The sequence below is a fragment of the Ectopseudomonas composti genome, assembly GCF_001567565.1.
GTDB classification, from domain to species: Bacteria; Pseudomonadota; Gammaproteobacteria; order Pseudomonadales; family Pseudomonadaceae; genus Aquipseudomonas; species Aquipseudomonas composti_A.
The window spans coordinates 86,821-108,330 of the sequence record NZ_LSSW01000028.1 but is presented as its reverse complement, the minus strand read 5'-3'; the positions used below and the strand labels follow the sequence as shown (position 1 = coordinate 108,330).

Sequence of the window (21,510 nt, the reverse complement as noted above, 5' to 3'; positions counted from 1 at the left end):
CGGCGGCCAAGAGCGAGGCCGCAACAGGATGTGCAAAGGCGGGAAATTCGAGAGCATCCGCGCCTCGCGGCGCGGTTACTGCTGAGATAGGGAGCAGTGCGCTCCCCGGCCGAACGGGTCAGGCGTTCTTCAGTTTGCGCAGGTTACCGATTACCGACTCCAGCGCACGATCGAACAACAGTGCATCGTCGAGCAGGCGGATGGCATTGCGGCGGAACTCCACGGCCAGCGCGTTGCGACTCTTCTCCAGCACTTTCATGCCGGTGCGATTGACGAACACGTACTTGCCGGTCGGTTTGATGATCGCCGCCAGTTTGCAACGCAGCTTGTGCTCTTCATCTTCCTGGAACTCGACCCAGCTGCCGACGCGCAGACTATCTACGTACTGCAGCGCCTCGTCATCGTCCGGGGCCATCACGTCAGGCTCCTGAGGCCGGGTCTGCCCAGGCGCCAGGAGAATGATCTCTTCGACCACTTCGATCATTGCCGGAGCGCCTTGCACCTCTTCGGCAGCAGGCAACTCAAGCAGCGGTAGCTCGATACCAGCCTGCTCGGCGTCGCTCGTCTCCCCGGACGGCTCCGGCACCACCTCGGGCTCCGCTGCGGCACGCTTGAAACGCTGGAAGGCCTGCACATGCAGCACCTCCAGCTGACTGAAGAACTCGCTGGTGGAGAAAGGATCGAAGGCCGCGCTGGCCATGCCTTCACGCAACGCCTTGAGCAAACCGGGCACCAGCTCGAGCAAACGCAGACGTGCTTCCGGATCTTCATGCGGAGCGACGCTCCACACCAGATCGTCCATGGTCTGCAGGGCGGCATGCCATTCGTCCGAGTCCACCCCATGTTTGAGACAGGTGAGCATCAGCACCTTGCTCCAGGCCTCCTGCAGCAGACGCACCACCACTTCCGGCAGGGTCTTGCCCAGCAGACGCTCGTTCAACGCGTGCTCGACCTGGCGGCGAGCCAGTTCGGCCTTGGCGCTGCCCTCCTCGGCGTCACGCGTGCGCTGCTCGAGCAGCTCGCTACGGCGACGCTCGTCGCCGGTGAATGCCATGAACTCGGCCAGCAGCTCGGAGAAGATCGCCGGATCATCGACGAAATCATTGAGCAGGCGCTGAACCACCTGCTCGATCTTTTGATAGAGACTGTCGCGCTGCGCATCGTCCTGGTCGACCCAGCCCAGCGCCGCAGAGGCGATCTCGTTGAGCAGGCGGCGCGCCGGATGGCTACCACGACTGAAGAAAGTCTTGTCCAGCACGGCGACCTTGAGCATTGGGATCTGCAGGCGGCCGATAAGCGCCTTGAGCGAGTCAGGCAGGGTGCGATCGTCGAGAATGAATTCGAACAGCATCGACACCAGGTTGATCACGTCCTCATCGACTTCACCGACGACTCGCGCCTTGCCGCTCTTGGCACTGGCACGCTCGAGAAGCTGTTCGAGCTGGTCGCGCAGGTCGAAATCCTCGACGTTGACCTGCGCCGGCGCACGTTGCTGCATATGCGACAACAGGCGCATCAGGTCATTACTGGTGATCGGCAGCGCGTCGCGCGTCTGGGCACGGCGCGGCATGGCAGTGCCGCGAACCTGAGAAAGGAGGTCCTGCAACGCGCCGAACACTTCCTGCACGCTCTGATCGGCGCCTTCGAGCAGAGGAATACCTTCCTCACCGGCGCCTTGAGCGTAAGTGGGCGTTGTCGGGCGCTGCTGACGACGCGGCTGTGCGGATTTCAGCTCAGGCAGAATACCGGCACTGATCAGCGCCTGATTGGCCTCGGCATAGAGCGTGTCACAGCCGCCCAGCACATACTTCTCGAACAGCTTGAGAATGATCAGTTTGACCTTGATCTCCACACCCAGGCCGCTACAGGAGTCGAGAAAGTATTCACTGAGAAGGGTGGGACCGAGCGGATTGCTCTTGTCATCGAGCTTCTTGCTGATCAGCGCATTGAGACGGGTGGTGAGGTGGCCCAGCGCGACGGCGTCACGGCTCATCACCCTGGCGACCATGGCGTCCAGCGCCACGGTCTCTTCCAGCTCGTCATTCTGCACCAGGCTCAGGCTATCGAACGACACCGCATCCAGCGCAGGCTGTGGTTTACCAATTTCGTACTGATTGAGGTTGGCGAAGGACTCGAACACCTTCTGCAGGAAACCGCGCTCGATGCTCTTGCGCTTCAGGCGCAGGTCGCGCATGGCCTCGAAGAAGGCATTCTGCTCGGCATTGCTGGTCGCCCGATCCGCCATCTCGAAGAGGGTATCGTCGGCATTGTCGAACAGGCTCTGCAGATTCTGCTTGAGCTGTTGCGCGGCTTTGTCACGCACCTGAATCAGCGCCACGGGCAGTCTTCCTACCGGCGAAGTTGGCGATTGCTCTGCGGTGGCCTTGTTAAGGTGCACCACATTCGCGTCGGTCTTCATTCTAGTCTCCCGCAGACTGCCCGAACCCGAGCTTCCTGGTCTGCACAGCGTCAACCGAGCGTCGTCCGTAACGTCAAAGGCCTGGCGTCAATAATGAAAAAAGTAAAGGCATTATAGGGAGGCTGCGCGCCATACCAAGCCAATTTTTCCTACAGACATGATGCAGATCACAGATAGCCACACGCCACCTCCGGACGGTAGCCAATACACGACAGCGGCACCCTTACAGCCTAACGCTGACAGCCCGGTAACGCTGCACCGGCGGTCAGATCACTGGACCTGCTCTCTTCATTGAGAACCACGACAACGTGTAAAAGTGCCTGCTCATTTTGCAGAACGACATAAGGGCGCGGCATCGTGATGGAGCATTGCCCTGCCACCACCTGCCTCTATAATCGCCGCTCGCCTACACCGGAGCCGATCATGCCCAACCTGACCCTCGCCGATCTCAGCAGCGAAATCGAAGCCAATGTCCGCCGCGCCCTGGCCGAAGACATCGGCAGCGGCGACATCACCGCCCAGCTGATTCCGGCCGAGCGCCTGGCCAGAGCCCGGGTGATAACCCGTGAAGATGCTGTGATATGCGGCACGGCCTGGGTCGATGCGGTATTTCGTCAGCTCGACCCGCGCGTCGCGGTGCACTGGCAGGTGCAGGATGGCGACCGTGTTCACGCCGACCAGACCCTGTTCCGTCTAGAAGGCCCGGCCCGCGCTCTGCTCAGCGGCGAGCGCAGCGCGCTGAACTTTCTGCAGACGCTGTCGGCCGTGGCCACCCGTTGCCGCCACTATGCCGACCTGGTCGAAGGCACTCAGGTTAAACTGCTGGACACCCGCAAGACCCTCCCCGGCCTGCGCCTGGCGCAGAAATACGCCGTGACTTGCGGCAGCTGCCACAACCACCGCATCGGTTTGTACGACGCCTTCCTGATCAAGGAAAACCACATCGCCGCCTGCGGCGGCATCGCCCAGGCAATTTCCGCTGCCCAGCAGATCGCCCCCGGCAAGCCGGTGGAAGTGGAAGTGGAAAGCCTGGAAGAACTACGCGAAGCGCTGGAAGCAGGCGCCGATATCGTCATGCTCGACGAACTGTCACTCGAGGATATGCGCGAAGCGGTCAAACTCACCGCCGGCCGCGCCAAGCTCGAAGCCTCGGGCGGGATCAATGACAGCACGTTGCGCGTGATCGCAGAAACGGGCGTGGATTACATCTCGCTGGGGACGCTGACCAAGGATGTGAAGGCGGTGGATTTGTCGATGAGGTTGGCGCTGTAACACAACGCCAACCCTAAGAGCCTCGCGGCAAATAACGGCCTCCCACAACCTCACTGCCCCTCCCAAAGAGCGGCTGCTTCAGGGTCGAGAGAAATCGCAACGAGTAGTCGGTGCGCACGGCGCACCCTACGTCAGGCACTCGTCTTTCGAGCGGCGCCATCAAGAATATTGAAGAACACGGTCTCCAGCGAGACGGCCGGCTTGATCGTCAGCAAGTGGCCGCCGACCTGACTCAGTTGCGCAATGAACGCCGGCAAGTCCGCCTGCAGAACCTCGCACTCGAATTCGCCTTCGCGCAATACCCGTAGCGGCTCACCAACCGGCTGCGCCGCGTGATAGCGCACCAACATATCGTCAGCCCGCTCAGCCGCCAGCTCACGCGGGGAGCGCACGGTCAGCAGCTCGCCTTTATTGATAAAACCAAAGCGGTCGGCGATACGCTCGACATCGTGCAAAACGTGAGAGGTGAAAAAAATCGCCCCACCCTGTTGTTTGAACTCGGTCAGGATGTCCACCACATCCTTGCGCCCAACCGGATCGAGGCCCGAAAGCGGCTCATCCAGCACCAGCAACTTCGGCTGTACAACCATCGCATGGGCCAACGCCACCCGCTGAACGTTGCCCTTGGACAACTCGCGAATACGCCGCTTGGCATTCATATCGACGGAGAAACGCTCCAGCCAGTGCATGCACCAGGCATCGGCGTCCTTACGCTTGATACCGTACATGGACAGGCCCATCCGCAGGATTTCCAGCGGGGTAAATTGCTCGTAAAGTGCTGGCGACTCAGGCACAAACGCCAAAGGCTGACGCGCCTCGGCTCGATGCGCATCGACACCGTAGATGCTCACCTCGCCCTGATAGTCGTTGATGATATCCAGCATCACCTTGATAGTGGTGGACTTGCCGGCACCATTAGGACCAACGAAACCAAAAACCTCGCCTTCGGTGAGGGCGAAATTTACGCAATTTAACGCGCGAACTTCTTTGCCCTTGGCGTGGAAAGTGTGGCTGACGCCGTTGAACTCCAGTACAGCGCTCAAGGTTGATCCTCTATCCCGGCGATTTGCAACTTCTTAAGAATAATTCGACCGTCTTTCAACTCATAACCAAGTCGCAAGGGGTCTTCTGGCAAAGAGGTCAACAAGCCATAATCGACCAGTTGACCCAAATTCTGCAGCGAGCCATTTTCGGACTCGAAACGCCGTTGCGCGTCACGGAGGGAAACCAAACCCTGTAAGCGAACAACGCGCTTGTCGAGCATCTGCTGCAGCTTAGGATCGTTGTGAGCGGCATCCCGCTGCCGGATCAGATAATCAAGAGCCAGCTTCTCGTCAGCGAAACTTTCTGCCCGCAGCATCACCGCCAGTTTCCGGAAACCGGCCGCGTTGTCGGTCGCACGCTCCGCCGCCAAATCCAAGGCACGACTGGCCTCGGCGATATCCTTGTCGAAGAAGGCCTGGTTGAAACCATAAAAAAATGCGGGCAGCTCATCCCAGAACCGACACTGCATGGCTCGACGCAACACCTCAGAGCCTTCACGATCCGCACCGCCCCAGGTGAGCAGCCCGTTGGCCAAGTAGTAGTTGTCTTCGTGACAAGGATTGAGCTTCGCTACTTCTTGTTGAGATCGAATCAAATAGCCAATATCTGAATGCCCACCATCCATACCAGTAGCTGCTAAACGCATGGCCTCTAAATTAGCAGCCAGAAAACGATCACCACCAAACAATACGACCAATACTGGAGCCGCAATAACCACGCGCCCTTCAATGCCTGAAGCTGTCCCGTCGAATGATTGATTCCGCAACTGAGAAGTAGCAACAAATAATACAAAACCAAAAATCGCTAGAATTACCAGCAAGAAGTGCGGGCGACGCATATCAATTGAATCGCTTACGCTGTAGCGCACATACCGACAGAGCGAGCAGTGCAATTATGTAACTAAGACAGGAAAGTAGCAGCCACCCCCAGTCGGAAGGAAGAAACTCCATTTTCCCGTAGAGCATGATCATGCGCACATCCAGCGCACCAAGATCCGGCACTAGATATCCCAGAACACCTAAGCTATCACGATAGTTCTCAGCATTGCCCACCAATCCAGAGTCGCTGCTCAGCAATTCGACAACAGCTCCATACGAGCGCGCTACCAGCATAAAGCCCAAGGTCCCTATCAACACAAAGCTGGGCGTAGAAGCCAAAACCGAAAGCAAGGTCGCTACTGAAGTCAATACCAGAAGGTCAACCGCAAAAAAGGAAATGGTAACTATATAGGGCAATCCTAGCCCTACTGGAGTAGATTGGAGATACATACCACCAATCATCTCCACCAAGCAAACCAGCAAAACCGACAAAACAAGCAATAGACCCAACACAAACACCAAAACCGCAACAACTCGCCCAGCCAATAAATTGATACGTGTACGCGGATGTGCCAGAGAGCTCAGGTAATAGCGCTTATCAAACTCACGAAACAGAACCTCCTGCATCAACAGCACAAGCAAGAGCGGCAAAAGCAAGCGCATTGTGGAAAACCCCACATCCACACCTACAGTTGCCAATTGACGACCACTAAAATAGGAAGACAGCAAAGTAGCCAGCAACACCACTACTACAAGGCCAACAGCCAGCTGACTAAAGCCAGCCCTAAAAATCAAACGAAGAGCCACTAGAGCATCTTTCAATATCAGCATAAAAAAATAACTACCAAATAAAAAACCATGCCTCGAATATTTTTAAAATGCCATAGACATGAACAACCGCACCAATCAGATATCACACCACAACTCAGAACTTCCCCCAACCAAAAACCAGACTCAAAAGAGGGAGATTTCTCTCCCTCCTTCGTAACTATTAATCCGGAATACGGCCAGCAACAGTACCAGCATCACAAGCATAGTTAGCCAAATCAAGCGGCCCAACTTGCCCGCCCGCAGTGGAGCCGACCACGATAGCCGCCCCCGTGTTAGTTACACGGTTTACAGATACTTGCGGATCAGTGCACTGCGGCAGACCCGGGTTAGCTACCGTATCGTTGGTGCATGGCACCTCAACAGTACGGCTACCCTGGCGCCCAGCAGTGTGACAAGCCGCCATCCGAATAGAGTTGGCAGCACCACCTGCGCAGTTTCGAGCAGCTATCACATTGTTAGAAAGCGGAATACGCACGTCTTCAGACAACAGCGGGCAATCTGGAACGGCGATTAGCGCATTACTTGTAACGGCAGCTGGGGCTGCATGTACGCCGACAGAAAATGCCAGCACTGCGGCTACGCCAAAAAAATTAATTTTTTTCATAAGAGCCTCGGAATTCCTGCGAATTATTAACGCTGGGCTGCAGCAAAGATAGTTACACCATTCTTGACATCAGCCAAGGCAGTGGAATCATTTGCTTTGGCTCGATAGTCATTGAACTGCGGAATAGCGATAGCAGCCAAAATACCAATGATCGCAATAACAATCATCAACTCAATCAGAGTAAAACCTTTTTGTTTCTTAAGAGACTTCATGGACGAACTCCTATTGTGGTTAAGGTCAACGACCCCACCCCACCCAAAGCAGATAACGTGCCAACCCCGACAAACCAGCCACACAAGAAGCATTTGAACGCCATCTATCCTCCCGAAGCAGACTGATGCGGAAGGCCACAAACAACTCCACGCCAGCAGCACTTCCTACAAAAGTCACCAACTGACACTTTACGTCACCCCTAGAGAACCTACTTGGGCGACAGCACGGCTTTAGGCTATAAGGAGTACCTTAGCCATCAGCTCGACACCTAATGCAATGAACGAAACAGTGATCGTAACCGGGCTTGCCCGACAACTCGTCAATGCAGAGATTCTCGACGAACGCGCAGCCAGCAATGCTCAGGCGCAGGCAGCCCGTAACAAGATTCCCTTGGTGTCATACCTGGTACAGAACAAGCTGGTTAGCAGCCGCGCACTGGCGGAGGTGGCGGCCGAACAGTTTGGCGTGCCGTATTTCGACCTGACCGCCATCGACAAGGACAGCCAGCCACGAGAGGTGCTTAGCGAAAAGCTCTGCCGCCAGCATCGTGTTTTGCCGCTATACCGTCGGGGCAACAAGCTGTTTATTGCGCTTTCCGACCCCACCAATCATCAGGCACTCACCGATGTTCAATTTAGCGCCGGGCTTAGCACCGAGGCGCTGCTGGTCGAGGACGACAAGCTGGGCGATGCCTTGGAGCGCTTTTTCGATACCGGTAATACCGGCATGGAGGATCTGGCTGATGTTGACTTGGACGGCCTGGATGTAGAAGCCGTCAACGACGACAAGGATGATGCTGGCACCGGTGGCGATGCCGATGATGCGCCTGTGGTGCGTTTTATCAACAAGATGCTACTGGACGCGATCAAGGGGGGCTCCTCCGACCTGCATTTCGAGCCCTACGAGAAGTCCTACCGCGTGCGCTTTCGTACCGACGGCATGCTGCATGAAGTTGCACGCCCACCCATTCAGCTTGCAAGCCGTTTATCCGCTCGCCTGAAAGTCATGGCGCAGCTGGATATATCCGAGCGGCGCAAGCCGCAAGATGGCCGGATCAAGATGAAGATCTCGAAAAGCAAAGCCATCGACTTTCGAGTCAACACCTTGCCCACACTATGGGGCGAGAAGATCGTGATGCGGATTCTCGACCCTACCAGCGCGCAGATGGGTATCGATGCCCTGGGGTACGAGGAGGAGCAGAAAAATCTCTATATGACCGCCCTGAAGCAGCCTCAGGGCATGATCCTGGTCACCGGCCCCACCGGCTCCGGCAAAACGGTATCGCTCTATACCGGCCTGAATATCCTCAATACCACAGACATCAATATCTCCACTGCAGAAGACCCGGTGGAGATAAACCTCGAAGGCATCAACCAGGTCAACGTCAACCCGAAGCACGGCATGGATTTCGCCCAGGCCCTGCGTGCCTTTCTGCGCCAGGACCCTGACGTGATCATGGTGGGTGAGATCCGCGACCTGGAAACAGCGGAGATTGCAGTCAAGGCCGCGCAAACAGGCCATATGGTGATGTCGACCCTGCACACCAACAGCGCCGCAGAAACCCTGACCCGCCTGCGCAACATGGGTGTGCCGGCCTTCAACATCGCGACCTCTGTCAACCTGATCATCGCCCAGCGCCTGGCTCGCAAACTTTGCAGCTGCAAGAAGGAATTGGAGCTACCGCGCGAGGCACTACTCAAGGAAGGCTTCCCGGAAAACAAGATCGGCACCTTCAAGCTCTATGCACCCAACGGCTGCGACAATTGCAAAGGCGGCTATAAAGGAAGGATTGGGATTTATGAAGTAGTTAAAATCACGCCCTCACTGCAACGCATTATCATGGAAGAAGGCAACTCCATCGAAATCGCCAAGCAGGCACGAGCCGATGGTTTCAACGACCTCCGTACTTCGGGGCTATTCAAGGCGATGCAAGGCATCACCAGCCTGGAAGAAGTCAACCGCGTGACCAAGGATTAATCCATGGCGGAAAAAGCACTGAAAACCAGCGTATTCGCTTGGGAAGGCACCGATAGAAAGGGAGGCAAGGTAAAAGGTGAGCTTAGCGGGCAGTCGCCTGCCTTGGTCAAGGCACAACTGCGCAAGCAGGGTATCAACCCGATCAAGGTGCGCAAGAAGGCGGTTTCGTTGTTCGGCGCAGGCAAGAAAATCAAGCCGATGGACATCGCCCTGTTCACCCGGCAGATGGCAACCATGATGAAGGCCGGCGTGCCGCTGCTGCAGTCTTTCGACATCATCGCCGAGGGTGTCGGCAACCCCAATATGCGCAAACTGATCGATGAGGTTAAACAGGAAGTTGCCGCCGGCAATAGCTTTGCGTCAGCGCTGCGCAAGAAACCAATGTACTTCGATGACCTGTATTGCAACCTGGTGGACTCCGGCGAACAGTCAGGGGCCCTGGAAACACTGCTGGACCGTATCGCCACTTACAAAGAAAAGACCGAGTCTCTCAAAGCCAAGATCAAGAAAGCCATGACCTACCCGATCGCGGTCGTTGTAGTTGCAGTGATCGTGACAGCCATTCTACTGATCAAGGTCGTGCCGCAATTCGAGTCGGTGTTCCAAGGTTTTGGTGCCGAGCTACCGGCCTTTACCCAAGTCGTCGTCGATCTGTCACGAGGTCTGCAGCACTGGTGGTTTGTGGTCCTGGCCATCGTTTTTGCCGCTACATTCGCTTTTTCCCAGTCTTACAAGCGTTCGGAAAAATTTCGTGATGCACTGGACCGAGTACTACTCAAGACCCCAATCATCGGTGACATCTTGTACAAAGCAGTGGTCGCACGCTTCGCCCGCACCCTGGCAACGACCTTTGCAGCCGGCGTTCCACTGGTCGACGCACTCGAATCGGTAGCAGGCGCCACCGGCAATGTCGTATTCCGCAACGCCGTCCACAAGATCAAAGTCGACGTCTCTTCCGGTACTCAACTGAACTTCTCCATGCGCAGTACCGGCATCTTCCCCACCATGGCCGTACAGATGACAGCCATCGGCGAAGAAGCCGGCTCGCTGGATGAAATGCTGGACAAGACTGCCAGCTACTACGAAGAAGAAGTCGACAACGCTGTAGACAACCTCACCACGTTGATGGAACCAATGATCATGGCCGTGCTCGGCGTCCTGGTTGGCGGATTGATCGTTGCGATGTACCTACCGATCTTCCAACTGGGCGCCGTAGTCTAAATGCTCGCGATAGATTTTCTGGCCAGCCATATGCTGGCCTTTGTTTTCTTCGTCCTGTTACTTGGCCTGCTGATCGGCAGCTTCCTCAACGTAGTGATCTACCGCCTACCGCTGATGCTCCAGCGCGGCTGGCAAAGCCAGGCGCGTGAGGTGCTTGAGCTACCAGAAGCACCCCAATCAGAAACCTTCAACCTGATCCTGCCCAACTCCGCATGCCCTAACTGCGGTCATGAGATCCGCCCCTGGGAGAACATCCCGGTCATCAGTTACCTGTTCCTGCGCGGCAAGTGTTCGAACTGCAAGACGCCGATCAGCAAACGCTACCCCATCGTCGAACTGGCCTGCGGTGTGCTTTCCGGCTACATAGCCTGGCATTTCGGCTTTACCTGGCAAGCAGGGGCGATGCTGGTGTTGGCCTGGGGGCTGTTGGCAATGAGTTTGATCGATGCCAACCACCAGATCCTGCCGGATGTGCTGGTGCTGCCGCTGCTGTGGCTGGGCTTGATCGTCAATTACTACGGATTGTTCACCAACCTGGAAGATGCTCTGTGGGGAGCGATTGCCGGTTATCTGAGCCTATGGTCGGTGTATTGGCTGTTCAAGCTGATCACCGGCAAGGAAGGCATGGGTTATGGCGACTTCAAGCTGCTGGCCATGCTCGGCGCCTGGGGTGGCTGGCAGATTCTGCCGCTGACCATTCTACTGTCGTCGCTGGTCGGCGCCATGCTGGGGGTGATTCTGCTGCGCATGCGCGGTAGCGATTCCAGCACGCCAATGCCCTTCGGGCCTTATCTGGCGATTGCCGGCTGGATCGCATTGCTCTGGGGCGACGTGATTACTGGTAGTTATTTGAAGTTTGCCGGGTTCTAACGCGCTCAGCTCTGCCACCAGCAAGCACGGACTCGCAGCACGGCGTCGCTCCTGCAGTCTGTAGCACGGATGCAATCCGGGGAAATCTATCGGCCAATCCCGGATTTCATCCGGGCTACCGCCGGCATGGCGCCAACCCAGTTCTTGCCTTCGCGGGATGGCGATTCTCGGCATACGCGATTCGCATCGCATCCCAATCCCCCCTACAATCGCGGCCTTGAGCAATAACGAGGCTGCATTGGCGTCATGAAACCCTGGATACTCGGCCTGACTGGCGGCATTGGGAGCGGCAAGAGCGCGGTGGCGCAGGGCTTCATCGAGCGCGGTGTACATGTGGTCGATGCAGACCATGCGGCGCGCTGGGTGGTCGAGCCAGGCCGCCCCGCGCTGGCAAAGATCGTCGAACACTTCGGCGAGGGCGTGCTGCAAGCCAATGGCGAGCTGGACCGCTCCGCGCTGCGCAAGCTGGTTTTTGCCGACGCCGAACAGCGCCGCTGGCTGGAAAGCCTGCTGCACCCGCTGATCGGCGAGGAAATCGTTCAGGTTCTGGCACGCGCCGAGTCACCTTACGCCATCCTGGTATCACCGCTGCTGGTCGAATCCGGCCAGCGACATATGACCCAGCGCGTGCTGGTAGTCGACACACCTGCAGAGCTGCAGATCCAACGCACCATCGCGCGCGACCAGAGCTCGGAAGAGCAGGTTCGCGCCATCATGCAGGCACAGGCCAGCCGCGAAGAGCGACTGCGCCACGCCCACGACGTACTGGTCAATGATCGAGACAGGGCTTGGCTGGACGCGGAGGTCGAGCGCCTGCACAACTTCTATCTGACCCTGCGCGGAGGCCAACCATGACCACGACCGTTCAATGCCCCACCTGCGGTGCGCCCGTCGAGTGGAAAGTCGAGAACACCTACCGCCCGTTTTGCTGCGAGCGCTGCAAGCTGATCGATCTGGGCGCCTGGGCCGCCGAGGAACATGCGATTCCGGGCAATGACCTGGAAGACGAGATGTTCAGCGGCGACCTGCCTACACGACCGCATTAATAATGCGATCGCGGCTGAAGCCGCTCCTACGAGTGCCTGGATGAACTGCGGAAACCATAGCGCCCGGCGCATCTCAGGGACGCATGAAGGCGTAATCGCGGTCATCGTCGAGGTTGTCGGCGAGAAACTGCAGTTCGTGCGCCAGCTCCTGAGTGTCACGCAGCGCCCTGCTCTGCTGCACGACCTCCGACAGCAGCGCACGCAGTGCCATGACAGGCTCATGGCCCTGCTCTTGGGCGTCATGCAGATCGCGTTGAACAGTGCTTCTCGCCCAGCTGTGAACACTCATGTTCGGCTTCCTCGGCAGTGTTTTGCACAGCATGTCGCCAGACAGGTTTCAGATATTGACGGGGATCAATCCGCCCGTGGCATTCAATCGGCCAATACGGCGTCATTCAGTCGCCGCGATCACTTTCCTTCCAGGGCGCCTGCAGATAACGGCTGCGGTTGAAGGTTTCCAGCCAGTCCGGACAGAACACCACCAGCGCGGTGACGATGGTGCCGTTGATGAAGGCCTCGGGAAATGCCACCAGCCACAAATAGCCGGCGAAGTCGTCCAGCCAGGGTGGCATGGGGAACAGACCATCCAGCCACAACAGCGCCAAGCCACCGAGCAGAGTCGCCAGCGTCGCCAATGCCGCTGGGAAGAAACCGCAGAAGAAGATGTAGACGAACAGGTTGCGCGGCTGCGCGCGCTCCACGCGAAGCGCGCATAGCTCGGTGATCAGCACGGGGGTCAGTACCAGCAGCACGCCGTTGACGCCAAGCGAGGCCAGATCCAGTCGACCGATAGCCAGCAGGCCAAGCTGCGCCGCCAGGCCTGCAAGCACGGCCAGCGGCCAGTCGAGCAGCAGCGTCACAGCCGTCATACCGATGAAATGGTAGGAAAGCCCGGAGTCGAAATCGCGACGCACCAGCCAGAGCAGGAACAGGCCGAGCATGGTACCAAACAGCAGGTGCTGGCGGCGCAGGTCGCTGAACAGCTCGACCCAGGGCGCTCGTGCAATCGCCCAGAGCAGCGCCAGCCCATAGATCAACCAGCCACCCAGCAAGGTGGAGAACGCCAGCAGGTTGGAAGCGATCATGCGCGCGCCCCTCTCCTTCATTCATCGCCATGAGTGCAGGCAGTCTACACCGGCAGTCCTGGCCAGGCGGACACCTGCGCAGTGGAACAGACTGGATTGGCCACTGAAACGTCCCCACGACCGCAGCCAGATCAACGCCCGCGAGGCGATGACGACTGCCCTACCGGCTAACCGCTACACGACCGGCACTGGCATGCAGGTCGGCGCTGCGGCTAAGCTCTGGGCATGGACGACTCCGACTACCTGCGCTTACTTACCCACCAGGCCGAACAGGCCAATGCCTTCCTTTCCAACGCGAAGAAATGGGAGCGCGAGCGCTGGGTCTGCCAGCGCCTGCTGCAGGCGCTGAACGTGCGCCATCACAACGATGACTTTACCCCCAGTGGCCAGGAGCCACCGGACGTGCTGTTTCGCGATGCCAATTTCGAGGTGTTCTTCGTCCTCGACGAAGGCCGCCGACTCAATGACGAGTGGCGCGCCGAGCTGGAACGGCGCCGCAGCGCCTTCTCCCTGAGCCAGCTGGTGCGCCGCGAAATACGCCCCAAGCGCATTCCCGCCAGCGAGATGCAGGCGCGCCTGGCGCCAACCTTGCGCAAGAAGGCGCATAACTATCGCGAACGCGGCCTCGATCCGGGCGACCTCGACCTGGTTGCCTTCGTCAGCCTCAAGCGTGCCGTGCTCGACTGCAACAGCCACTTTCCACCCCCGACCGAATACCTGCGTCAGGGCTGGCGCTCGCTGTCGCTGGTCGGCCCGCGCTTCGCCCGGGTACTGTTCGCCCACCCCGACGCGCCGGATTTTCTACGCCAGAACCTCGGGCGCAGCCTGCTGTTCGACATCGGGATTGGCCTATGAGCCCGCTGCAGGAGTTGCTGGCAGAGGTGCCGCAGGTCGGCCAGGTGCGCTGGATAGGCGTGCGCCCGAGGGCGCGCGAGGCCATGCTCGAAGTCGAAGCCGTGGAGGCTCGGCGTGAGGCCGGCCTGACGGGCGATCACAGTCGCCCAGGGCCACGCAATGCGCGGCAGGTCACCCTGATTCAATGGGAGCATCTGGCCGTCGTCGCCGGGCTGCTCGGACGCGATGCCCCCATGCAGCCGAGCGAGCTGCGCCGCAATATCGCGGTCGCCGGCATCAACCTGTTCAGTCTCAAGGGCCGACGCTTTCGCATCGGACAGGCACTGCTGGAAACCACTGGCTGGTGCCAACCCTGCGCCCGCCTGGAGGAGCGCCTCGGGCGCGGCACCTTCCAGGCCATGCGCGGCCATGGCGGCATCACCGCCCGGGTGATCGAAGGCGGCATCATCCGCCTGGATGACGCGGTAACCGTGCAACCCCTCGAAACGCTACCTGACCCGCAGGACAACAACGCTCGCCAAGGCTGGCGGGCACGCCTAGAATAGCTGCATTCAAGCAGAGGCCCGCCCATGACCAGCCGCCTGAGCCCCGAAGACCAGCAAAAAGTCGACCAATACCTGAGCGCACCGCAGCACCAAGTGGAACGTCAGCCGTTTCGCGTCTGGCGACTGCTCGCCGTGGTGCTGGCCGTCGTCATCGGCCTGGGCCTGCTGAGCCGCTTTCTGAGTCGACTGGTGCTATGAGCTGCTTCGCGCTCGCCCTCTCGTACTCACACCGTCTTTTTCAAAGCCTTGTGAGCAATATCCATGTCCCATCGCATCGTGATTGTCGGCGGCGGCGCCGGCGGTTTGGAGCTGGCCACCCGTCTGGGTAGAAAACTGGGCAAGAGTGGCGCTGCCCGGATCATTCTGGTCGACGCCAACCTCACCCACATCTGGAAGCCCCTGCTGCACGAAGTGGCCGCTGGCTCGCTGAACTCCTCGGAAGACGAACTGAACTACGTGGCGCAGGCCAAGTGGAATCATTTCGAGTTTCAGCTGGGGCGCATGTCCGGCCTGGACCGTGCCAACAAGCACATCACCCTGGCGCCCACGCTGGATGATGACGGTCAGGTGCTAATGCCGGAGCGCAGCATCAGCTACGACAGCCTGGTGATCGCCGTCGGCAGCACCACCAACGACTTCGGCACGGTCGGCGCTGCCGAACACTGCATCTTCCTCGACACGCGGGCGCAGGCCGAGCGCTTTCACCGACGCATGCTCAGCCACTACCTGCGCGCCCATGCCAGCGAACACGAACAGGGAGCTCAGATCAACATCGCCATCGTCGGCGCGGGCGCTACGGGCGTCGAGCTGGCCGCCGAGCTGCACCATGCCGCCAAGCAGCTGGCCGCCTATGGCCTAAATCGCATTCGCCCGGAAGACATGCGCATCACCCTGATCGAAGCAGGCCCACGCGTATTGCCGGCGCTGCCGGAACGCATCGCTCGCCCGGTGCACCAGACGCTGGAGAAACTGGGCGTCACCGTACTGACCGGCGCCGCCGTCAGCGAAGTGACCGCCGACGGCCTAAAAACCGCTGACGGCAATTTCATTCCGGCCAGCCTGAAAGTCTGGGCGGCCGGCATCCGTGCACCGGGTTTTCTCAAGGATATAGACGGACTCGAGAGCAATCGCATCAACCAGTTGCAGGTGCGTCCGACGCTGCAAACGACGCGGGATGACGACGTGTTCGCCTTCGGTGACTGCGCCGCCTGCCCTCAGCCAGGCAACGATGGGCGCAACGTACCGCCTCGCGCCCAGGCCGCGCATCAGCAAGCATCACTGCTGGCCAAGTCACTACGCCTGAAGATCAGCGGCCAGCCCCTGCCGGAATACCGTTATCGCGACTACGGCTCGCTGATCTCACTGTCGAGCTTTTCGGCAGTCGGTAACCTGATGGGTAACCTGACCGGCAGCGTGATGCTCGAAGGCTGGCTGGCGCGCGTGTTCTACGTATCGCTCTATCGCATGCACCAGATGGCTCTGTATGGCGTGCCGCGCACACTGCTGCTGATGCTCAGCGACCGGATCGGGCGCAGCACCGAACCACGCCTGAAGCTGCACTAAAAGCGGCGCAGGGCGGGAGAGGGTTCTGCAAGTAACTCTGCAGCCAATTAGCCCTCTCCCCCGCCCCCTCTCCCGCAAGTGGGACAGGGGAGGCAAGCACATTGCCCGAATGCGGGAATGCAGAAACGAAAAAGCCCGCACTAGGCGGGCTTGTTCGTTGTGGTGGTGGGTCGTGTAGGATTCGAACCTACGACCAATTGGTTAAAAGCCAACTGCTCTACCAACTGAGCTAACGACCCAAATATGGTCGGGGTAGGGGGATTCGAACTCCCGACATCTTGCTCCCAAAGCAAGCGCGCTACCGGACTGCGCTATACCCCGATAGGAAGTTGGCTCCGCGACCTGGACTCGAACCAGGGACCCAATGATTAACAGTCATTTGCTCTACCGACTGAGCTATCGCGGAACTTCGGTCTTCCAGCTCTGCTGCGCTTCGGCTTTCGCTTTACCGCTTCAGAGGCGCGCCATTTTACGTAGCAAATTTTCCCTGTCAACCCCTGCAAACTGCTTTTACGACAATGCTTTGCAGCGCGAGCATGGACTACTATATGTTTCATCGAACTACGGCACGACGCAGGACGCGCCAGCCGACGACGCCAGCCAGGACAGTCCATGAGTAACCAGGACAAGCCCCCTATTCATCCCAAGGTGGTCAGCCTCGCGAGCCGCGGTATCCAGCCGCGCTTCAGCGATCTGGTGCAGGCCTGCCGCAAATTGGTGATGAACCGTTTGGCTGAGCACCTCAACGGCGTTTTCGGCCAGGTCGACGACACGCTCTTCGAGTGCGCCGAGAAGGCCGAGAACAACAAGGTGCAGACGCTGTTCTTCGACAGCATGCGCGAGATTCGCCGCCAGCGTCCGCAGATAGAACGCAGCTATCACCAGGCGATCGCCAACAATTTCTCCGACTTCCTCGACGGCAAATTGCAGAATCAGACCGCTGCTCCACTGGACGCGGAGCAATTGGCACTGGTGCAGAACGAAGATTACGAAGAGACCCTTCAGGTCACCAACATGGTCAGCCGGGTCAAGGCTCGCTGCACCCAGCCGCTGTTCGCCCTGGAGCAGCGCCTGGCACTGCTCAACAATGGCCAGAAGCTCGGCGAGGACAGCAACCCCTTCGGCCCGCAGGCCATCGCCCAGGCGTTTCGTGATGCACTGGCCCCCTGCCCGTTCCCGCTGCAGATCAAGACCATATTGTACATGCTCTTCGATCGCCATGTGATGCAAAGCCTGGACTCGCTCTACGCTGCGCTCAACCAGCGTCTGATCGATGCCGGCGTACTGCCCAATCTCAAGTACAGCGCGCAGATCAATCCGAGCGTCAGTCGCCCAGAGCCGCCCAAGGCAGAGGCTCCGTCGAGCCAACCACAGGAGCCAGTCCAGCCAGGCAACGCACCCGCCAGCCCAGCGCCGGCGCTGCTCGATCTCGACCTCAACGCACCGCCACCAAGCGACCCAAGCGCCTTGTTCAGCGGCCTCTCCAGCCTGCTCGACGAGCACCGCCACAGCCATCCGGATGCGCCGTTGCTGGGTGGCACGCGCAGCATCGTCAGCTTCTCGCCACGCGAGGCCAGCCGTACCTACAGCGCCAGCGAACTGCTCGATGCGCTCAACCGCATGCAGCAGCAGTCCGCCAGCGAGCTAGCCCAGCGCCTGCACAAGCCGCAGGCCGTGGAAGGCCTCAAAGCAGACCTGCAACAGCAGCTTGAATCGCACAGCAGCTTGCCAGGCGACAGCAAGGTATCCGATCAGGAAGCCGACGTGATCGACCTTGTCGGCATGCTGTTCGACTTCATCCTCGACGACGAGAACCTGCCGGACGCCTGCAAGACCGCACTCTCACACTTGCATACGCCTTATCTGAAAATCGCGTTGCTGGACAAGGCACTGTTCACCCAGCACCACCATCCGGCTCGTCGCCTGCTCAATGCGATGGCTCAGGCCGGCGTGCTGTATGGCAGCGAAGGTGACGAGCGTGGCCTGCTGGCCAAGATGCAGTGGGTGGTCGAGCGGGTGATTCACGGCTTTAGCGGGGATCTGGGGCTGTTCGACAGCCTGATCGAAGAATTCAACGAGTACGTCGAAACCCTGCGTCACAAGGTCGAGTTGCGTGAGCGCCGTGCGGTCGAGGCAGCCAAGGGCCGCGACCGCCTGCTCGGTGCTCGTGAGCAGGCGCTGGAGGTGGTTCAGCAATGCGTTGCGCAGCGCGACCTGCCGGCGATCATCCGCAACTTCCTCGAACTGACCTGGGCCGACGTGCTGGTGTTCGTCCTGCTGCGCCACGGCGAGCACAACGCAGAGTGGCGACGCGCCTGCGAAGTGGCCGAACAATTGGCCTGGAGCGGCACGCCACTGGGCGATGCCGACAAACAGCACCTGCAGGAGATACGCGTGCCCATGCTCAGCGACCTGCGCAAGGGCCTGGAACTGCTGGGTGGCTATCACGAAGACGGCATCCGCCGCCTGCTACAGGATCTGGTGGCCTGCCAGCACGCGGTACAGGCCAAGCAGCCGCAGCTGGCGGCGCAGCTCAAGCCCAATCTGCCGGAAAGCCCGCTGGGCGCGATGCTCGGCGAAGATGCCGACCTGGCTCGCCAGGCGCCCCCGCGTAGCAAACTCTCGGCCCGCGCGCAGATGCTGGCCAAGGAACTGGCCAACGTCGAGTTCGGCACTTGGTTCGAATTCGTCGAGGACAGCAAGAGCCGCGTACTCAAGCTCTCCTGGTTCAGCCCGACCACCCACAACTACATGTTCGTCGACAACAGCGGCCAGCGCGTGGCGATCAAGCCGCTGACCCTGCTGGCCAGCGAAATGGAAAAGGGCCTGGCCCGTATCGTCACTCCCGAACGCGCGACGCCTCTGGTGGATCGTGCATTGACCGCCATCTATCGTGTGCTGCAGCGCTTCACTGGGCGCACAGCCGAACCCCGCTGAGGAATTTCCATGGAAGAGCGTCGCCAACACAGCCGCCATGGCACCGAGATGCAGCTGGAGGTCTTCGACCTCAACAGCGGCCAGCGCCTGGGCCGCATCGTCGACCTGTCCGCCGACGGTTTCATGCTGTTCAGCGATACGCCACAGACCGCGGACGCGGTGCTGCAATGCCGACTGGTGTGCACCGCGGGCAGCGACAAGGTTCAGGAGGTGCGCCTGGGTGCCGACTGCCTGTGGAGTCGCCCCGGCGCCGATGGCCAGCATTGCTGGGCGGGCTTTCATATCATCGACCTGGCCGAGGATCAGGCCAAGGCACTGGACAGCCTGCTGGCAAAACTCTGAGCCGCTGGCGGGGCAGCAGGCGCACACAGCCCGCTCCGCGCAAATGCCGCAACGAAAAACGGAGCCCGAAGGCTCCGTTTTTTCATCTGGCGAACACTTACTGCGCCAGCTTCTTGTAACGCACGCGGTGTGGCTGCGCGGCTGCATCGCCCAGGCGCTTCTTGCGGTCGGCTTCGAACTCGGTGTAGTTGCCTTCGAAGAAGTTGACCTTGCCATCGTCCTCGTAAGAGAGGATGTGCGTGGCGATACGGTCGAGGAACCAGCGATCGTGGGAAATCACGATGGCGGCGCCAGGGAAGTCCAGCAGCGCGTCTTCCAGCGCACGCAGGGTTTCCACGTCGAGGTCGTTGGACGGTTCGTCGAGCAGCAGCACGTTGCCACCCTGCTTCAGGGTTAGCGCCATGTGCAGACGACCGCGCTCACCACCGGAGAGGTCCTTGACGAACTTCTGCTGGTCGGCACCCTTGAAGTTGAAGCGCCCGACGTAACCGCGCGACGGCACCTCGTAGTTGCCCACCTTGATCATGTCGAAGCCGTCGGAGACCTGCTCCCACACGGTCTTGTTGCCTTCGAGCGCCTCGCGGCTCTGCTCGACGCTGGCGATCTGCACGGTTTCACCGATCTCGATCTGGCCGGCGTCCGGCTGCTCCTTGCCGGTGATCATGCGTAGCAGGGTCGATTTACCCGCGCCGTTGCCGCCGATCACGCCGACGATGGCGCCTTTGGGGATGCTGAAGGACAGGTCGTCGATCAGCACACGATCGCCGAAGGACTTCGACACGTTGTGGAAATCGATGACCTTGTCACCCAGGCGCGGACCGGCGGGGATGTAGATCTCGTTGGTCTCACTGCGCTTCTGGAATTCCTGCGACTGCATTTCCTCGAAGCGTTGCAGACGCGCCTTGGACTTGGACTGACGCGCCTTGGCACCCTGGCGCACCCACTCCAGTTCGGCCTTCATGGCCTTGGCATGCGAGGCCTCGGCCTTGGCTTCCTGGGCCAGACGGTTGGACTTCGATTCCAGCCAGCCGGAGTAGTTGCCCTCGTAGGGGATGCCGTGGCCACGGTCGAGTTCGAGAATCCAGCCGGCAACGTTGTCGAGGAAGTAACGGTCGTGGGTGATGGCTACCACGGTACCGGGGAAGTCGTGCAGGAAGCGCTCCAACCAGGCCACCGAGTCGGCATCCAGGTGGTTGGTCGGCTCGTCGAGCAGCAGCATGTCGGGGGCCGACAGCAGCAGGCGGCACAGCGCCACGCGGCGCTTCTCACCACCGGAGAGGTGCTCGATCTTCGCATCCCAGGCCGGCAGACGCAGGGCATCGGCGGCGACTTCCAGCTGGCGCTCGAGGTTATGACCGTCAGAGGCCTGGAGGATGGCCTCCAGCTTGGCCTGCTCGGCCGCCAGCGCATCGAAGTCGGCGTCGGGTTCGGCGTAGGCAGCGTAGACCTCGTCGAGACGGGCCTGGGCCTGCTTGATCTCGCCTACCGCCTCTTCGACGATGTCACGCACGGTCTTGCTCGGGTCGAGCTGCGGCTCCTGCGGCAGATAGCCTACCTTGATACCGGGCATCGGGCGGGCTTCGCCATCGATCTCGGTATCGACGCCAGCCATGATGCGCAACAGCGTGGACTTACCGGCGCCGTTGAGACCCAGCACGCCGATCTTGGCGCCCGGGAAGAAAGAGAGGGAGATGTCCTTGAGAATTTCACGCTTCGGCGGGACGACCTTGCTGACCCGATGCATGCTGTAGACGTACTGAGCCATGGAGAACCTGACTGGTGAGAATGAGAGCTGGAAGTGGCGGGCCTGGCAGACACTGCAAAAGATTGCGAGTGACGACACCGGCAAGACGCGTAGTCTAACAGGC

Annotated in this window: 21 protein-coding genes and 3 tRNA genes; 12 read left to right on the top strand and 12 right to left on the bottom strand. The window is 59.7% G+C overall.

Going from position 1 to position 21,510, the window contains the following annotated elements; translation table 11 throughout:
• Positions 1–118 precede the first annotated feature (118 nt).
• Entirely contained in the window at positions 119–2,419 is a 2,301-nt protein-coding gene (locus tag PCLY_RS15315; RefSeq protein WP_061240500.1) for a DUF1631 domain-containing protein, read from the bottom strand.
• Positions 2,420–2,842: 423 nt separating this feature from the next.
• On the opposite strand from PCLY_RS15315, the gene nadC reads away from it, so the two are divergent.
• Positions 2,843–3,691 carry a carboxylating nicotinate-nucleotide diphosphorylase gene (gene nadC / locus PCLY_RS15310; RefSeq protein ID WP_061240499.1) on the top strand — a complete coding sequence of 283 codons (849 nt, stop codon included), beginning with the start codon at positions 2,843–2,845 and terminating at the stop codon, positions 3,689–3,691.
• A 131-nt stretch (positions 3,692–3,822) separates the two neighbouring features.
• Here nadC and PCLY_RS15305 read toward each other — a convergent pair whose 3' ends face one another.
• From PCLY_RS15305 to PCLY_RS25330, 5 genes are all read right to left on the bottom strand, one after another.
• Positions 3,823–4,734 carry an ABC transporter ATP-binding protein gene (locus PCLY_RS15305; protein WP_061240498.1) on the bottom strand — a complete coding sequence of 304 codons (912 nt, stop codon included), beginning with the start codon at positions 4,732–4,734 and terminating at the stop codon, positions 3,823–3,825.
• Positions 4,731–5,573 (bottom strand): hypothetical protein, encoded by an 843-nt coding sequence (locus tag PCLY_RS15300; RefSeq protein WP_061240497.1) that lies wholly within the window; start codon positions 5,571–5,573, stop codon positions 4,731–4,733. The genes PCLY_RS15305 and PCLY_RS15300 overlap by 4 nt, the downstream gene beginning before the upstream one ends.
• Position 5,574: 1 nt before the next feature.
• A complete protein-coding gene (locus PCLY_RS15295) occupies positions 5,575–6,384 on the bottom strand; it encodes a hypothetical protein (protein ID WP_231740167.1) in 810 nt (269 codons plus the stop codon).
• Positions 6,385–6,544: 160 nt separating this feature from the next.
• Positions 6,545–6,988: a hypothetical protein gene (locus PCLY_RS24880; RefSeq protein ID WP_156458609.1), complete on the bottom strand. Its 444-nt coding sequence runs from the start codon at positions 6,986–6,988 to the stop codon at positions 6,545–6,547.
• A 26-nt stretch (positions 6,989–7,014) separates the two neighbouring features.
• Positions 7,015–7,200, bottom strand: coding sequence for a prepilin-type N-terminal cleavage/methylation domain-containing protein (locus PCLY_RS25330; RefSeq protein ID WP_061240496.1), 186 nt, complete (start codon positions 7,198–7,200; stop codon positions 7,015–7,017).
• A gap of 277 nt (positions 7,201–7,477) precedes the next feature.
• Between PCLY_RS25330 and pilB the strand changes: the two genes are divergently transcribed.
• From pilB to yacG, 5 genes are all read left to right on the top strand, one after another.
• Positions 7,478–9,178 carry a type IV-A pilus assembly ATPase PilB gene (pilB, locus tag PCLY_RS15285; protein WP_061240495.1) on the top strand — a complete coding sequence of 567 codons (1,701 nt, stop codon included), beginning with the start codon at positions 7,478–7,480 and terminating at the stop codon, positions 9,176–9,178.
• A 3-nt stretch (positions 9,179–9,181) separates the two neighbouring features.
• Positions 9,182–10,399 (top strand): type II secretion system F family protein, encoded by a 1,218-nt coding sequence (locus PCLY_RS15280; protein WP_061240494.1) that lies wholly within the window; start codon positions 9,182–9,184, stop codon positions 10,397–10,399.
• Positions 10,400–11,269, top strand: coding sequence for a prepilin peptidase (locus PCLY_RS15275; RefSeq protein WP_156458608.1), 870 nt, complete (start codon positions 10,400–10,402; stop codon positions 11,267–11,269).
• Between the two features lie 246 nt (positions 11,270–11,515).
• Entirely contained in the window at positions 11,516–12,124 is a 609-nt protein-coding gene (coaE, locus tag PCLY_RS15270) for a dephospho-CoA kinase (protein ID WP_061240493.1), read from the top strand.
• Positions 12,121–12,315: a DNA gyrase inhibitor YacG gene (yacG, locus tag PCLY_RS15265; protein ID WP_061240492.1), complete on the top strand. Its 195-nt coding sequence runs from the start codon at positions 12,121–12,123 to the stop codon at positions 12,313–12,315. The genes coaE and yacG overlap by 4 nt, the downstream gene beginning before the upstream one ends.
• A gap of 73 nt (positions 12,316–12,388) precedes the next feature.
• On the opposite strand, the gene PCLY_RS15260 is transcribed toward yacG, so the two are convergent.
• Positions 12,389–12,604, bottom strand: a complete 216-nt coding sequence (locus PCLY_RS15260) for a hypothetical protein (protein ID WP_061240491.1) — start codon at positions 12,602–12,604, stop codon at positions 12,389–12,391.
• A 106-nt stretch (positions 12,605–12,710) separates the two neighbouring features.
• The gene (locus PCLY_RS15255) at positions 12,711–13,400 is read right to left on the bottom strand and encodes an energy-coupling factor ABC transporter permease (protein WP_061240490.1); all 690 of its coding nucleotides are present in this window, start codon (positions 13,398–13,400) and stop codon (positions 12,711–12,713) included.
• Between the two features lie 225 nt (positions 13,401–13,625).
• Between PCLY_RS15255 and PCLY_RS15250 the strand changes: the two genes are divergently transcribed.
• From PCLY_RS15250 to PCLY_RS15235, 4 genes are all read left to right on the top strand, one after another.
• The gene (locus PCLY_RS15250; RefSeq protein WP_061240489.1) at positions 13,626–14,255 is read left to right on the top strand and encodes a DUF1780 domain-containing protein; all 630 of its coding nucleotides are present in this window, start codon (positions 13,626–13,628) and stop codon (positions 14,253–14,255) included.
• Positions 14,252–14,800: an MOSC domain-containing protein gene (locus PCLY_RS15245; protein ID WP_061240488.1), complete on the top strand. Its 549-nt coding sequence runs from the start codon at positions 14,252–14,254 to the stop codon at positions 14,798–14,800. The genes PCLY_RS15250 and PCLY_RS15245 overlap by 4 nt, the downstream gene beginning before the upstream one ends.
• Before the next feature lie 24 nt (positions 14,801–14,824).
• Entirely contained in the window at positions 14,825–14,998 is a 174-nt protein-coding gene (locus PCLY_RS15240) for a DUF3094 domain-containing protein (protein ID WP_061240487.1), read from the top strand.
• Between the two features lie 63 nt (positions 14,999–15,061).
• Positions 15,062–16,363, top strand: a complete 1,302-nt coding sequence (locus PCLY_RS15235) for an NAD(P)/FAD-dependent oxidoreductase (RefSeq protein ID WP_061240486.1) — start codon at positions 15,062–15,064, stop codon at positions 16,361–16,363.
• Positions 16,364–16,526: 163 nt separating this feature from the next.
• Here PCLY_RS15235 and PCLY_RS15230 read toward each other — a convergent pair.
• From PCLY_RS15230 to PCLY_RS15220, 3 genes are all read right to left on the bottom strand, one after another.
• Positions 16,527–16,602, bottom strand: a tRNA-Lys gene (locus PCLY_RS15230).
• Positions 16,603–16,607: 5 nt separating this feature from the next.
• Positions 16,608–16,684 (bottom strand) — tRNA-Pro (locus PCLY_RS15225).
• Positions 16,685–16,693: 9 nt separating this feature from the next.
• Positions 16,694–16,769 (bottom strand) — tRNA-Asn (locus PCLY_RS15220).
• Positions 16,770–16,975: 206 nt separating this feature from the next.
• Between PCLY_RS15220 and PCLY_RS15215 the strand changes: the two genes are divergently transcribed.
• Both PCLY_RS15215 and PCLY_RS15210 read left to right on the top strand, forming a co-directional pair.
• Positions 16,976–19,300 (top strand): DUF1631 domain-containing protein, encoded by a 2,325-nt coding sequence (locus PCLY_RS15215; RefSeq protein WP_061240485.1) that lies wholly within the window; start codon positions 16,976–16,978, stop codon positions 19,298–19,300.
• 9 nt (positions 19,301–19,309) lie between these two features.
• Positions 19,310–19,642, top strand: a complete 333-nt coding sequence (locus PCLY_RS15210) for a PilZ domain-containing protein (RefSeq protein ID WP_061240484.1) — start codon at positions 19,310–19,312, stop codon at positions 19,640–19,642.
• A gap of 97 nt (positions 19,643–19,739) precedes the next feature.
• Here the strand turns inward: PCLY_RS15210 and ettA are convergent, their stop codons facing one another.
• Positions 19,740–21,407 carry an energy-dependent translational throttle protein EttA gene (ettA, locus tag PCLY_RS15205; RefSeq protein WP_061240483.1) on the bottom strand — a complete coding sequence of 556 codons (1,668 nt, stop codon included), beginning with the start codon at positions 21,405–21,407 and terminating at the stop codon, positions 19,740–19,742.
• Positions 21,408–21,510 lie beyond the last annotated feature (103 nt).